Origin of the sequence: Dyella koreensis, assembly GCF_044904565.1 — a bacterium.
GTDB classification, from domain to species: Bacteria; Pseudomonadota; Gammaproteobacteria; order Xanthomonadales; family Rhodanobacteraceae; genus Dyella_D; species Dyella_D koreensis.
Genome location: NZ_JADIKD010000004.1, coordinates 116,828 through 129,765 on the forward strand (window position 1 = coordinate 116,828; position 12,938 = coordinate 129,765).

Here is a 12,938-nt window from a genome sequence, read left to right on the forward strand (position 1 = left end):
TGGCCCCCATCCATAGGCGGATGGCCGATTTCAGTGCGTGGCGACCGCCGCGGGCGGGGCTTTGCGGGCGGCTTCCAGTGCCGCCAGCTTGGCCTTGATCGCCGGCATCGCGGCCATCGCAGCGCGCTCGCCTTCCAGAATGGCCTGGTTCTTCTGTTCGAAATCGGTGGCGCCAATCTGGTTGACCTTCGGCCGGATCACCGTGTCCGCGCGCGCCAGTTCCTGCTCGCCCAGCTTCTGACCCATGATGCTGATCGATTGGCCGACCACACCGAGCATCCCGTTGGGATTGCTGCCGCTGGCCTTGCTGGAGATATCCACGGCGATCACGAAGTCGGCACCGAGCTGACGCGCCGCATCCACCGGCACCGGGCTCACCACGCCGCCGTCGACGTAATGTCTGCCGCTGATCTCCACCGGCTGGAACACGCCGGGGATGCTGCTGGAGGCGCGCACGGCCTGGCCGGTATTGCCGCGCACGAACACCGTGCGATGGCCATCTTCCAGCTGCGTGGAGACCGCGGCGAACGGCAGCTTGAGCTTCTCCATCGAGCGGTTGCCGACCAGCTGGTTCACGTAGTCCTGCAGTTTCTGTCCCTGCACCAGACCGCCGGAGCCGGAGAACAAACTGACATCGCGGATCTTGCTCTCGTCCAGCGCGAAAGCCTGCTCCTGCATCTGGAACGGGTCCATGCCGCTGGCGTACAGCGCGCCGACCACGCTGCCGGCGCTGGTCCCGGCCACCACGTCGGGATGGATGCCGTTGGCTTCCAGCATCTTGATCACGCCGATATGCGCGAAGCCCTTGGCGGCGCCGCCGCCCAGTGCCAGCCCGATGCGCGGCTTGGGTGCCACCACCATCGGTACCGCCGGTGGCGGCGTGGGCTTGCTGCCGAAGCAGGCGCTGAGCGCGAGGGTGGCAAGCAGGGGCAGCAGTAGGCGGGTGGCGCGCATGGCGGCAAGCAACAATGGTTGGGATGGCGGGCGAGTGTAAGGCCGAATCCGGGCGCCGCGCGGGGCACCTGCGGCGTTCGCTGGGGCAATGGTCAGCTGGCGCCGTAAAGCTGCTCGGCGCGCGGCGTCACCTTGCGGCCCTGATAGAGGAACTCGGTTTCGCCCTCGGCGAAGCCGTCGTTGAGGTAGATCGTCCACAGCAGATGCCGGTGCAGCGTCTGCGCGCTGGCATCGCGCGGGAACAGCTCGCAGTGCCAGTAGGGATAACCGCCGGCGCCGCCGCGATAGCGCTGCAGGTTGATCGAGCCGGGCACGAACACCTGACGCGCCAGTTTGCCCAGCGCCGCATCATCCATGCTGGCGATGTCCTGCTCGGCCAGCCGTCGCGGCTCGCCGGTGGCGAGATCGGGTACCTGCAGCATCAGCGGCGCAATCAGGGTGTACGGGTAGCGGCGCAGATAGGCGACCAGGCCGTTGAGCATCGCCAGGTTCAGCGCGGTCTCGGCATCGCGCCATTCGGGCCGGCCGCTGATGGTGATGTCGCTGCTGTGCTTCAGCTCGGGATACACGCCGCCCCCGACCTGGCCGGGGGCGATGTGACTACTGTGCTCGAAGCGATCGATCAGGGCAGCGCATTGCTCTGGCGACAGCGCCTGTTCGTAGACCTCGATGAAATCGTTGGCAGCCATGCCGCAGCGAGCAGGGCTTCAGCCCTGCGCTCCGTCCGCTTCCAGGTGATAGTGCGTCGCCACCTCGATCTCTTTTTTCGAACCAAGGAACACCGGCACGCGCTGGTGCAGGCCAGTCGGCTGCAGCTCAAGAATGCGCTCGCGACCGGTGGTGGCCGCGCCACCGGCCTGCTCAATGATGAAAGCCATCGGGTTGGCTTCGTACATGATGCGCAGCTTGCCGCCCTTGTCCTTGATCTTGGCATCCAGTGGGTAATAGAACACGCCGCCGCGGGTCACGATGCGATGCACGTCGGCCACCATCGAGGCCACCCAGCGCATGTTGAAGTCCTTGCCGCGCGGGCCTTCCTTGCCGGCCAGCAGTTCGCCGATATAGCGCTGCATCGGCGCTTCCCAGTGGCGCTGGTTGGACATGTTGATGGCGAACTCGCCCGTCTCTTCCGGAATGCGGATATCACGGCGGCTGAGGATAAAGCTGCCCACTTCGCGGTCCAGCGTGAACTCGTGCGTGCCGTGGCCGAAGGTCAGCACCAGCACGGTGGCCGGGCCGTACACCACGTAACCGGCGGCCAGCTGGGTGGTGCCCGGCTGCAGGAAGTGCTCGGCCTTGGGTTCGACGACGCCATCCGGGCAGCGCAGCACCGAGAAGATGGTGCCGACGGAGATGTTCACGTCGATGTTCGAGCTGCCGTCTAGCGGATCGAACATCAGCAGGTGATTGCCTTTCGGATACATGTCCGGGATCGGCTGCGGGTCTTCCATTTCCTCCGACGCGCAGGCGGCGAGATGGCCGCCCCAGGCGTTGGCTTCGAGCAGGATCTCGTTGGAGATCACGTCCAGCTTTTTCTGCGCCTCACCCTGGATATTGCCGGTGCCGGCTTCACCCAGTACGCCGCCCAGCGCGCCCTTGTTGGTGGCGACGGCGATGCGCTTGCAGGCGCGCGCGACCACTTCGATCAGCAGGGAGAGTTCGGCGTTGATGCGGCCGGCGCGGCGTTCCTCGATCAGGAACTGGATCAGCGAGACGGGCTTCATGGCGGGTCCGTGGCGAATGGGAACGCGCATTGTCCGGGGTGCGGCTGAATGGCGCCAGCCGTGGCGCGCCCTTTTCTCCCTCTCCCTTTAGGGAAGAGGGTTGGGGTGAGAGGTGAGGGCTCGGTTCATCGCTTCTACTTCGTCATCCCTGCGTAGGCAGGAGGCGCTTCACAACAGCGAAGCTGGTCATCCAGTGGCGTTGTCGCTGGGTTTTAGCGTCTGCGTGTTCTGGTCCGCCTGCGGCGGGGTTTCGTCCTCCTGCCGGAGGCCGAGTTACTTTTCTCTGCTTGCCCAGAGAAAAGTAACCAAAAGAGAGGGCACCCCTCTTACGTGCCCTCCGGCTTCGCCTGCGACGCGAAGCTAGTCCCGTGGAGCGGGTCCGTGAGGGTTGGCCGGGCTTTTCGACAGGACATCCATGTCGTGTCGAAAAGGCATCGACGTCCTGTCGATGCCCCCTTCGGGGCCTGATCGTCCAACCCTCACCCCCCACAGGGGGCCCGGTTACGGCTCGCTTCGCACCACCTTTCTCCTCCCCTGCTGACATCACGTTGGCAGCAGGGGGCGCCCAGACTGTGTTGGTGCGCTGGGCACCTGGAGGAATACGGACATGCTGAACCCGATCGTCACCAACTGGTTTGAGATTCCGGTCCATGAGATGGATCGCGCCATTCGTTTCTATGACGCCGCGCTGGGTACGGCGCTGAAGCGTGAGCCGTTTGGCGGGATGGAGCTGGCGGTGTTTCCGTATGACAGCAACCACCACGTCACTGGCGCGCTGATGAAGTTCGAGCATTGCGAGCCGTCGATTCACGGCAGCACGGTGTATCTGAGCGTGGCGGATGTGGGCGAGACGCTGGCGCGTGTTGAGCAGGCTGGTGGAGCGGTGATCGTGCCGCGCACGGTGTTGCCGGAAGGACGCGGGGCGTTCGCGCAGTTCAAGGACAGTGAAGGCAACCGGGTGGGGCTGTGGTCCCGGCAGTGACCCCTCCACCCGGTTGGGGCGAGCGAGGGGGCGATGTCTGGTCGCGCCCCTGTCGTTCGTCGTTATGACGGGCACATGCCTGATCACACGTATCGATAGAGGAGGGAAGCATCATGCGTGACACCGTGTATTTCCTGGTGTTCGACGGGTTTGCCGACTGGGAGGCTGCGTTGGCGTTGTGCGAGATCCGCCGGCCGGGCGACTGGCGAGTGGTGACGGTGGGGTTCTCGATGCAGCCGGTGGTCTCCCAGGGCGGCCTGCGCGTGCTGCCGGAGCAGACGCTGGACCGGATCGATCTGGCCCGCGCGGCACTATTGATCATGCCGGGCGGACATCTATGGGAGCGTGGCGAAGGCGACGAAGCGGTCGATGCCGCCCTGCGCGTGCACGCGGCTGGTGCACCGGTAGCCGCCATCAGCAGCGCCGTGCTGGCGGTAGCCCGTGCAGGCCTGCTGGAGCGCTGTCGCCATACCGGGAACCTGACTGGTTTTATCGGCAGCCATGTGCCGGCCTATGCGGGGTCCGAACAGTACGACCCGGATGTGCTGGCGGTCAGCGATGGCGGTGTGATCACGGCGAGCAGCCTGGGCAGTGTGGAGTTCGCCCGCGAGGTGATCCGCACGCTGGATCTGTACAGCGCCAGCGATCGCGAACACTGGTATCGCCTGTTCAAGCACGCGGCGCCGCCACCGTGGTTTGCCGGCGAGCGAGCGGTCGCCGCCTGAGGACATGAACATGAGCGATTTCCTGCAACGTGTTCTGCAAGGCTATCGACCGCTATACCTGCGCGGCCTGCTGATGGACGGCCAATACCGCCTGCCGGTGTCGCCCCCAGTTGAAACCAGGCCGCGCGGCAAGCCGGTTCCCGCTACGCGGCCGCCGCGATTACAGACCATTGCTACGGTCGCCATGACAGGTTTGTGTGCCGGCGCGACGATTGCCGCCGCCGGCCGCCCCAACGGAGAGACATTGTGATCAAGACTTACCACGGCAGTTGTCATTGCGGCCGCGTGCGTTACGAAGCGGATCTCGATCTGTCGGCCGGCACCGGCCGTTGCAACTGTTCCATCTGCGGCAAGCTCCGTTACTGGGGCGTCACGGTGAAGCCGGCATCCTTCCGTCTGCTGTCGGGCGAAAGCGAGCTGACCGACTACCAGTTCAACTCCAACAGTTGCCATCACGTGTTCTGCAGGCACTGCGGCGTACATGCGTACAACCACGGTTATGTCGAGGAAATCGGCGGCGCCTATTACTCGGTCAACCTGGCCTGCCTGGACGACGCGGAAGCGGAAGAACTGATCGACGCGCCGCTGCGTTACTTCGACGGCCGCAACAACAACTGGATGTCGGTGCCGGCCGAAACGCGGCATTTGTAGGAGCGCACTCTGTGCGCGAACGCGGCCGACCAGGCCGCGCTCTTGGTGGAACCGAAGCGGCCCTGCGTTGCAGGGCTTTCGCCCACAGGGTGGGCTCCTACAGGTAATCCAAACGAGGAGGGCGTTGTCATGAGCGAACCGCGCGTCACATTCTTCCACGCACCGAACAGTCGCTCCGGCGGCACCCTGGCCCTGCTCGAAGAGCTGGAAGCCGACTACGACATGCACCTGCTCAGCCTCGGCGCCAAGCAACAGCGGCAGCCGGACTATCTGTCAGTGAATCCGATGGGCAAGGTGCCAGCGATCCTGCACGAAGGGGCGCTGATCACGGAACAGCCGGCGGTGTATCTGTATCTGGCGGATCTATTTACCAAGAAGCAGCTGGCGCCGCCGATTGGTGATCCGCTGCGCGGACCTTATCTGCGCTGGATGGTGTTCTACGGATCTTGTTTCGAACCCGCGCTGGTGGATCGCTCGATGAAGCGCGAGCCCGCGCCGCCGTCGACCTGCCCTTACGGCGATTTCGACACCATGTTCAAGACGCTCACCGACCAGCTCGAGCGCGGTCCCTATCTGCTGGGCGAACGTTTCAGCGCCGTCGACGTGCTATGGGCCAACGCATTGAACTGGACCACCATGTTCAAGCTGGTGCCGGAGACTCCGGTGATCCGCGCCTATATCGACCGCGTCATCTCGCGCCCGGCGATCAAGCGGGCGCACGAAAAGGATGCCGCGCTGGCGGCAGCCCAGGCGTCGCAGGTGGCCTGAGCCATGAGAGTCGCGCATCGTGACGTCCGACGCTGGCCGTCGCGGTGCGGCTCGGCGATCATGTGCGGATGCGCCGCGCCGATCGCCTGTTCCTCATCATCCACGCCCTGCGTGGGCGCCGCACGGCGCTGCCGGCGCGGAGTCTCGCCGACACCCTGGGCGTTTCGCTGCGCACGGTCTATCGCGATGTGGCGGACCTGCAGCTGTCTGGCGTGCCGATCGAAGGTGAGGCCGGCGTGGGCTACGTGCTGCGCAAGGGCTCGGATATCCCTCCGCTGATGTTCACCGCCGACGAGCTCGAATCGCTGGTGGTGGGCACGCGCTTCGTGCGTGCGTTCGCGGGCGAAAAACTGGCCGGCAGCGCGCGCGCCGCATTGTTGAAGATCGAGGCCGTGCTGCCGCCGGAGCTGCGCGATCGTGCCGCGCGCACGCGCATCTATGCGCCGATCTGGCGCGATCCCACCAAGACCGCGTTCGCGGTACTGATCGATCGCCTCAATGCGGCCATCAGCGAGAACCAGGTATTGCGCATCGACTACGCCGATGAAGCCGGCCGCCCCAGTTCGCGCGAGGTCGAGCCGCTATGCCTGGCGTTCTGGGGCGGTGCCTGGACCTTGGGCAGCTGGTGTCGGCTGCGCGAAGGCTTCCGCAATTTCCGCCCGGATCGCATTGCCGATTGCACCATCACCGGCGAGCGGTTCAGCGTGGCAAAGGGGCGCGATCTGGACGCCTATATGGAAGCCATGAGCGGTTACTACGAAGGCATGGAATAACTGAAGGGTGCTCTGAACCCGTCTACGTAGCCGCCATGATGTGCGGGTACCCCGCACATCACCCTGTCAATCCAATTTAAAGGTGAGGGCCGGCTCTGTCTGCCCACAGATGCGCAGTGCGCCGGCTAGGAAGACGGCCAGTCTGCCGTCGCCAACGCACCGCGCATCTGTGGGCAGACAGAGCTGGTGACGGCTACGTAGACGGGTTCAGAGCACCCTTAAGGCGATTGCCGCAGCGCTTTCAGGATGCGCTGGCCCGGACGGCCGTCGTCGGGCAATCCGCGCTTGCGCTGCTCCTGCTGGATCGCCTCGCGCGACTTGTCGCCGATCATGCCGTCCACTTCGCCGATGTCGTAGCCATGTGCGATCAACAGGCGCTGCAGCTCGCGACGCTCGGCGCGCGACGTGCCGGGATCGTCGGTCGGCCATGCCGCCACCATGCCGGGCTTGCCGCGCAGCTGATCGGAGAGCAGGGCGATGGCGAGCGTGTAGTTGATCGATGCGTTGTACGCGTAGATCGCATCGAAATTGCGCAGCGTAAGAAAGGCGGGACCTTGCGCGCCCGCCGGCAACACCAGGGCAGCCGGCGTATCGGCATCGGGCAGCGGCGAACCGTTGACCAATCGCACGCCCTGCGCGCGCCAGTAGCTCATCGGGCGCTTGGCGTCGCGCCCGCTCACTTTGCTGTCGAACGGTGAGGGTAGCTTCACTTCGTAACCCCACGGCTGGCCGCTCTGCCAGTGCGACATCTGCAGATAATGCGCCGTCGAGCCGAGCGCATCGGGCACGCTGGCGATCAGGTCGCGGCGGCCGTCGCCATCGAAATCCACCGCCACGCGCTCGAATGTCGACGGCATGAACTGCGTATGCCCGAATGCACCGGCCCACGAGCCCTTGAACTCATCGGCGGTGATATCGCCGCTCTGCACGATGCGCAGCGCGGCATAGAACTCGCCACGGAAATAATCCTGACGCCGGCCCATGCACGACAGCGTGGCGAGCGACTTCAGCAAGGGGCGCTGCCCGAACTGCTGCCCGTAGTTGCTCTCCACGCCCCATACCGCCACCACCGTGGCGGGATCCACGCCGTACTTCTGTTGCGCGCGGTCGAGTACGGACGCCCATTGCTTCAGGCGCGCCTTGCCGTCACCGATGCGCTCCTGGTCGACCAGGGCGGAGAGGTAATCCCACACTGGCGTGGTGAACTCAGGCTGGTGGTTGAGGGCGTCGATGACCGTGGTGTCAGCCAACAGGTCGCGCGTGTACTTGCGGTAGGTATCGGCGCTCACGCCGCGTTGTGCGGCAGTCGGCGCGAGGCCGGCCAGGCATTGCTGAAAGCTGTTCTGATCCTGCGCCATAGCGGGACCGGCGAGCAAGGCGAGGGCAAGCAGTGCAGAGCGAGGTGTGGGCATGGGGAATCGCCGACGGGGGGAAGCGGGCAGGTTAGCGCAGGGTACAAAAGCATTGGCTGTACGAAGCCATGGTCAACGCAAATAGTTGCTCATCCCCGCCCTGTCGCGATTGGGCTAACCTCGGCGCCACCGCTCGTCGAGGGAATGTCGATGTTTACACCGCACGTGCCTTATCCCGGGCTGTTCGCGCCCAGCCATCAGGCGGGCTATCTGCCGGGCCGGACCGGCACCATCGAATGAGCACGGCGTCAGGCGCCGCGCCAGGAAACACCGTAGGCATCGATGTCCTGGCGGGTCTGTCCATCGCGGGACTGTTGTTGCCCGAAGCCGTGGCGTATTCCGGCATCGCTGGCCTGCCGCCGCAGGCCGGCGTCATCGCGCTGTTTGCAGGCCTGGTTTGCTACGGCCTGCTCGGGCGCAGCCGTTACGCCATCGTGTCAGCGACATCGTCATCGGCGGCAGTGTTGGCCGCGGGCACACTGGCGCTGGCCGGCAATGATCAAGTCTCGCGCGCGGCGATGGCAGCCACGCTGGTGTTGCTTACGGGCGGCTGTTTTCTGGTTGCGAGTATGTTGCGGCTCGGCGGCCTCTCGCATCTGATCGCCCGCCCGGTGTTGCGCGGTTACACCTTCGGGCTTGCCTGCGTGATCGCGCTGAAGCAGTTGCCGCATCTGTTCGGCGTGCCGGCGATGCATGGCGATTTCGTGCCTTTGCTGTTGGCGGATCTGTTGGGCGACCTGGGGCAGATGCAGCCGGCGACGCTGGCTTGCGGTGTGCTGGCGCTGGCGCTGCTCTTCCTCGCCGAACGCCTGCACAGGTTGCCTGGGAGCCTGTTGGTGATCGTGCTTGGCGTGGCGGCGTCGGGCTGGCTCGAATCGCATGGGGTGACGCTGACCGGCGAGATCCGCCTCGCCCCGCAATGGGCCTGGCCCATCTGGCCGCAGAGCGGTCAGTGGCTGCCCAGCGTGGAGCTGGCCGCCGCCTTGCTGTTGATCCTGTACGCCGAGTCGTATAGCGCGATCCGAGGCTTTGCGCTCAAGCATGGCGATAGCGTGAATCCCAACCGCGACCTTGCCGTGCTCGGCGTCGCCAATGCGGTGTCAGGTCTGCTGCACGGCATGCCGGTGGGCGCGGGCTATTCGGCCACTTCGGCCAACGAGGCAGCTGGTGCGCGTTCGCGTCTTTCCGGGCTGGTCGCGGCGGCGTGCGTGTTGCTGATGGTGTGCCTGCTCCTGCGCTGGATCGAGCGCATTCCCGAGCCGGTACTTGCCGCTATCGTGATCCACGCGGTGAGCAAATCGCTGCGGCTGTCGGTATTCACGCCCTATCTGCGCTGGCATCGCGATCGGCTGGTTGCACTCGCCGCCGTGATTGCGGTGTTGTCGCTGGGCATCCTCAACGGCCTGCTGGTGGCGATCGCCTTCAGCCTGATCATGCTGCTGCGCCAGCTCGCCGCGGCGCGGCTGAGCGTGCTGGGGCAGCTCGCGGGCGGACATGATTTTGTCGATATCGCGCAGCACGGCACCAGCGAGTTGCCGGGCTTGTTGATCGTGCGGCCAGAAGAACCGCTGTTCTTCGCCAATGCGGAAGCCGTGCTGGTGCAGGTAAGGCGGCGGGTGCAGGAGCGTACCGGTTTGCAGCGGTTGGTCCTGAGTCTGGAAGAGTCGCCCGATCTCGATGGGACCACGCTCGAAGCGCTCGCCGACTTGGTGACATGGCTCGACGCTCGTGGCATCGAGCTGCGCGTGGCACGATTGAAAGACGTCGCGCGCGATGCGCTGCTGCGCATGGCGCTGCCCCAGCTTCCGCCACAGGCGCTGGATTACTGGAGCGTGGAGGATGCCGTGATGGCTGCTCCACCCTCATCCAAGGCGAAGGAAACCCCTTAAGTGAAGAACGCAACACGCTTGGGCTGGCTGACACTGGCCGCCCTGACGCTGGCGACACCGGCATGGGCACAGCAGCAGAGCGCTGACGCGCGCTTCAAGCAGATCTATGAAACGGAATGGGCCTGGCGCAACGGACAGGCCGGCATCAGCAACTCCGGCGAAGCCCAGCCCAACAATGCGCGGCTGGATACGGTGGACGCGGCCAACCAGCAGCGCCGGCTCGACTATTGGCAGAAGGTGCTGGCCGACCTGAGCACGATCGACGTGAAGCAGTTGTCCGCCGAGGATCAGGTCAACTACGCCGTCTACCGCGCACAAGTACAGAACCTGCTCGCCGTGCAGCAGTTCAAGCAGTGGCAGATGCCATTCAACAGCGACTCGGCGTTCTGGAGCGATCTGGGCTACGTGCTCAATGCCGATGACCTGCGCACGCCGCAGGACTTCCGCCGTTATCTCGACCGCCTTGGCCAGGTGCCGGCGTATTTCGATCAGCAGATCGACAACATGCGCGATGGGCTGGCGCGCGGCTTCACCGTACCGCGCGCGGTACTCGATGGCCGCGACGTTTCCATCGCCGCAGTGGCTGAGCTCAAGGACCCCACGCAGACCAGCTTCTACAAACCGTTCCAGCACATACCAGTGAGCGTACCCGCCGACCAGGCGACGGCGATGCAGGACGAAGCGCGCAAGGTGATCGCCGGAAAAGTGATACCGGCCTACGCCAAGCTGCTGACGTTCTTCCGCAACGATTACGTGCCCAAGGCACGCACCACGCTCGCCGCCGAAGCCATGCCGGACGGCAAGGCGTGGTACCGCCAGCAGATCGTCGAATACACCACGCTCGATCTCGATCCGGGCGCGGTCCATCAGGTTGGTCTGGAGCAAGTGGCAAAGATCCACGCCGAGATGGTCAAGACCATGCTGGAGAGCGGCTTCAAGGGCAGCTTCCCGGAGTTCTTGCACTTCCTGCGCACCGATCCGCAGTTCCACGCCAAGACACCCGACGAGCTGCTGATGCGTAGCGCCTGGGTGGCGAAGCAGGTGGATGGTCAGCTCGCCAAGCTCTTCGGCCGGCTGCCGCGCCAGCGCTTCGCCATTGTGCCGGTGGCGCCGGATATCGCGCCGTACTACACCTCGGGCCGTGGCGGTGCGAACGCCTATCTGGTGAACACTTACGACCTGCCGTCGCGTCCGCTCTACAACGTGGCGGCGCTGACATTGCACGAGTCGGCACCGGGTCATTCGCTGCAACTCGCGCTGGCCGCCGAGCAGAAGGGCCAGCCGGCGTTCCGCCGCGAAGGTTACATCTCCGCCTACGGCGAGGGCTGGGGCCTGTACTCCGAATACCTCGGCAACGAGATGGGCATCTACAAGACGCCCTACGAGCGCTTCGGTTATCTCACCTACCAGATGTGGCGCGCCTGCCGCCTGGTGGTCGACACCGGCATCCACCACCTCGGCTGGACGCGCCAGCAGGCCATCGACTACCTCACCGACAACACCGCGCTGTCCACTCGCGAGATCGCCAACGAGGTCGACCGCTATATCAGCTGGCCCGGCCAGGCACTGTCGTACGAGCTGGGCTATCTGAAGATCCTGGAACTGCGCCGCAAGGCCGAACAGGCGCTGGGCCCGAAGTTCGACATCCGCCACTTCCACGACACCCTGCTGCAGATCGGCTCCGTGCCGCTGCCGGTGCTGGAGCAGCGTATCGACCGCTTCATCGCGGAGGGTGGGCCGGAGCCGGATTTCGGGTGCGATTGCGCCAAGCCGGCTGCGGTAAAGGCTCCCTTGTAGGCGCGCGGCGGAATATGGCGCGAAGTCTATAAATGGAGTAAACTCCACCTCAACTTCATAGGGAGAGTTTCCACATGGCGGCTCATCTCCTTCCTGAAACCGTTCCTACTGCCGATCTCGGCGGCCCGGCGCTGCGCGCTTTCTTCAATCTGGCGGAGCGCTGGGGCCTGCGCATCGGTGATCAGCGCAAGCTGCTCGGCGATCCGCCGGAGTCCACGTTCTATAAGTGGAAGCGCCAGCAGGCTGGCAGCCTGAGTCGCGACGTGCTGGAGCGCATCAGCTATCTGCTGGGCATCTACAAGGATCTGCAAATTCTGTTCAACGATCCGCAGCAGGCCGACAACTGGGTGCACAAGGCGAACAAGGCGCCGCTGTTCGGCGGGCAGTCGGCGATGCAGCGCATGTTGTCGGGCAACGTGGCCGATCTGTACGTGGTACGTCAGTACTTGGACGCGCAGCGCGGTTGGTAAGAAGCGCGTCGCAGTCGGCGATACGTCGGCACCGCATACTGCATTGACCCCGGCAGGTAGCCCGAGATCGCCCCGTCATGGCCGACATTCCCCCGCTCAAACGCATCCGCTGGAGTCAGGCGTATCGCATCGTGCCCAGCCGTTTTCCGCCGGTGGGCGTATTTGACCGCATCGCCGATCCGGGCGATCTGGATGCGCTGTATGCGATCGAAGCGCTGACCAATCCGCGCATCCGCGATGAGCTCGGCGTGCTGCCGCTGGTGCCGAAGGACCGGCGCGTCAGTGGTCCAGGCACTACGCCGATCATGGCGGCGTTTACGCACCTCAATCCGGAAGGCAGCCGTTTCTCCGACGGCAGCTGGGGCGTGTTCTATGCCGCGCACAGCGTGGCCACGGCGGTGGAAGAGACCGTGTATCACCGCGAGCGCTTTCTCGCGGCCACCGCCGAGCCGCCCTGCGATACGGAAATGCGCTGCTACCGCACCAGCATCCAGGCGAAGCTGCACGACCTGCGCGGCGGCTGGCCGGCGGAACACGACCCGGACAGTTACGGCGCCAGCGTGGCGCTGGCGCGCAAGCTGCGCGCCGAAGGTTCGGACGGCATCGTGTATGAGAGCGCGCGCCATCATGGCGGCGAATGCGTGGCTGTGTTCTATCCCGATCGCGTCGCACCGTGCGTGCAGGCGCAGCACTTGTTGTATCGCTGGGACGGCAAGCGCATCGCACAGGTGCTCGAAGTGAGCGAACTCAAGCGCCACTGATCGCTGTAGGAGCGGACTCTGTGCGCGATAAA

Annotated in this window: 14 protein-coding genes; 10 read left to right on the plus strand and 4 right to left on the minus strand. The window is 65.1% G+C overall.

What is annotated here, in order from left to right; all coding sequences use genetic code 11:
• Positions 1–30 precede the first annotated feature (30 nt).
• From ISS97_RS00545 to ISS97_RS00555, 3 genes are all read right to left on the minus strand, one after another.
• Positions 31–954 carry a patatin-like phospholipase family protein gene (locus ISS97_RS00545; protein ID WP_379987321.1) on the minus strand — a complete coding sequence of 308 codons (924 nt, stop codon included), beginning with the start codon at positions 952–954 and terminating at the stop codon, positions 31–33.
• A 92-nt stretch (positions 955–1,046) separates the two neighbouring features.
• Positions 1,047–1,643: a 2OG-Fe(II) oxygenase gene (locus ISS97_RS00550; protein ID WP_379987320.1), complete on the minus strand. Its 597-nt coding sequence runs from the start codon at positions 1,641–1,643 to the stop codon at positions 1,047–1,049.
• Between the two features lie 18 nt (positions 1,644–1,661).
• On the minus strand, positions 1,662–2,678 hold the full coding sequence (locus ISS97_RS00555) for a class 1 fructose-bisphosphatase (protein WP_379987319.1): 1,017 nt from the start codon (positions 2,676–2,678) through the stop codon (positions 1,662–1,664).
• Between the two features lie 607 nt (positions 2,679–3,285).
• Between ISS97_RS00555 and ISS97_RS00560 the strand changes: the two genes are divergently transcribed.
• The 6 genes from ISS97_RS00560 to ISS97_RS00585 all read left to right on the plus strand — a co-directional run bounded on the left by ISS97_RS00560 (position 3,286) and on the right by ISS97_RS00585 (position 6,577).
• The gene (locus tag ISS97_RS00560) at positions 3,286–3,660 is read left to right on the plus strand and encodes a VOC family protein (RefSeq protein ID WP_379987318.1); all 375 of its coding nucleotides are present in this window, start codon (positions 3,286–3,288) and stop codon (positions 3,658–3,660) included.
• A 113-nt stretch (positions 3,661–3,773) separates the two neighbouring features.
• Complete coding sequence (locus tag ISS97_RS00565; protein ID WP_379987317.1) at positions 3,774–4,385, plus strand: DJ-1/PfpI family protein; 612 nt, start codon at positions 3,774–3,776, stop codon at positions 4,383–4,385.
• 10 nt (positions 4,386–4,395) lie between these two features.
• Positions 4,396–4,635, plus strand: coding sequence for a hypothetical protein (locus ISS97_RS00570; protein WP_379987316.1), 240 nt, complete (start codon positions 4,396–4,398; stop codon positions 4,633–4,635).
• Positions 4,632–5,036: a GFA family protein gene (locus tag ISS97_RS00575; RefSeq protein WP_379987315.1), complete on the plus strand. Its 405-nt coding sequence runs from the start codon at positions 4,632–4,634 to the stop codon at positions 5,034–5,036. The genes ISS97_RS00570 and ISS97_RS00575 overlap by 4 nt, the downstream gene beginning before the upstream one ends.
• A 129-nt stretch (positions 5,037–5,165) precedes the next feature.
• The gene (locus ISS97_RS00580; RefSeq protein ID WP_379987314.1) at positions 5,166–5,804 is read left to right on the plus strand and encodes a glutathione S-transferase family protein; all 639 of its coding nucleotides are present in this window, start codon (positions 5,166–5,168) and stop codon (positions 5,802–5,804) included.
• A 68-nt stretch (positions 5,805–5,872) separates the two neighbouring features.
• Complete coding sequence (locus ISS97_RS00585) at positions 5,873–6,577, plus strand: helix-turn-helix transcriptional regulator (RefSeq protein WP_379987313.1); 705 nt, start codon at positions 5,873–5,875, stop codon at positions 6,575–6,577.
• Positions 6,578–6,795: 218 nt separating this feature from the next.
• Here the strand turns inward: ISS97_RS00585 and ISS97_RS00590 are convergent, their stop codons facing one another.
• A complete protein-coding gene (locus ISS97_RS00590; RefSeq protein WP_379987312.1) occupies positions 6,796–7,989 on the minus strand; it encodes a lytic murein transglycosylase in 1,194 nt (397 codons plus the stop codon).
• A 236-nt stretch (positions 7,990–8,225) separates the two neighbouring features.
• Between ISS97_RS00590 and ISS97_RS00595 the strand changes: the two genes are divergently transcribed.
• From ISS97_RS00595 to ISS97_RS00610, 4 genes are all read left to right on the plus strand, one after another.
• Positions 8,226–9,878, plus strand: a complete 1,653-nt coding sequence (locus ISS97_RS00595) for a SulP family inorganic anion transporter (RefSeq protein ID WP_379987311.1) — start codon at positions 8,226–8,228, stop codon at positions 9,876–9,878.
• Entirely contained in the window at positions 9,879–11,675 is a 1,797-nt protein-coding gene (locus tag ISS97_RS00600; RefSeq protein WP_379987310.1) for a DUF885 domain-containing protein, read from the plus strand.
• Positions 11,676–11,749: 74 nt separating this feature from the next.
• On the plus strand, positions 11,750–12,145 hold the full coding sequence (locus ISS97_RS00605) for an MbcA/ParS/Xre antitoxin family protein (RefSeq protein ID WP_379987309.1): 396 nt from the start codon (positions 11,750–11,752) through the stop codon (positions 12,143–12,145).
• A 77-nt stretch (positions 12,146–12,222) separates the two neighbouring features.
• Positions 12,223–12,906, plus strand: coding sequence for an RES family NAD+ phosphorylase (locus ISS97_RS00610; protein ID WP_379987308.1), 684 nt, complete (start codon positions 12,223–12,225; stop codon positions 12,904–12,906).
• Positions 12,907–12,938: the final 32 nt, after the last annotated feature.

What these genes read in the sequence shown, in the direction of transcription:
- ISS97_RS00545 (WP_379987321.1), bottom strand. Translation starts at nt 954, where the DNA reads ATGCGCGCCACCCGCCTACTGCTGCCCCTGCTTGCCACCCTCGCGCTC.
- ISS97_RS00605 (WP_379987309.1), top strand. Translation starts at nt 11,750, where the DNA reads ATGGCGGCTCATCTCCTTCCTGAAACCGTTCCTACTGCCGATCTCGGC.
- ISS97_RS00580 (WP_379987314.1), top strand. Translation starts at nt 5,166, where the DNA reads ATGAGCGAACCGCGCGTCACATTCTTCCACGCACCGAACAGTCGCTCC.
- ISS97_RS00550 (WP_379987320.1), bottom strand. Translation starts at nt 1,643, where the DNA reads ATGGCTGCCAACGATTTCATCGAGGTCTACGAACAGGCGCTGTCGCCA.
- ISS97_RS00590 (WP_379987312.1), bottom strand. Translation starts at nt 7,989, where the DNA reads ATGCCCACACCTCGCTCTGCACTGCTTGCCCTCGCCTTGCTCGCCGGT.
- ISS97_RS00565 (WP_379987317.1), top strand. Translation starts at nt 3,774, where the DNA reads ATGCGTGACACCGTGTATTTCCTGGTGTTCGACGGGTTTGCCGACTGG.
- ISS97_RS00610 (WP_379987308.1), top strand. Translation starts at nt 12,223, where the DNA reads ATGGCCGACATTCCCCCGCTCAAACGCATCCGCTGGAGTCAGGCGTAT.
- ISS97_RS00555 (WP_379987319.1), bottom strand. Translation starts at nt 2,678, where the DNA reads ATGAAGCCCGTCTCGCTGATCCAGTTCCTGATCGAGGAACGCCGCGCC.
- ISS97_RS00570 (WP_379987316.1), top strand. Translation starts at nt 4,396, where the DNA reads ATGAGCGATTTCCTGCAACGTGTTCTGCAAGGCTATCGACCGCTATAC.
- ISS97_RS00560 (WP_379987318.1), top strand. Translation starts at nt 3,286, where the DNA reads ATGCTGAACCCGATCGTCACCAACTGGTTTGAGATTCCGGTCCATGAG.
- ISS97_RS00595 (WP_379987311.1), top strand. Translation starts at nt 8,226, where the DNA reads ATGAGCACGGCGTCAGGCGCCGCGCCAGGAAACACCGTAGGCATCGAT.
- ISS97_RS00585 (WP_379987313.1), top strand. Translation starts at nt 5,873, where the DNA reads ATGCGCCGCGCCGATCGCCTGTTCCTCATCATCCACGCCCTGCGTGGG.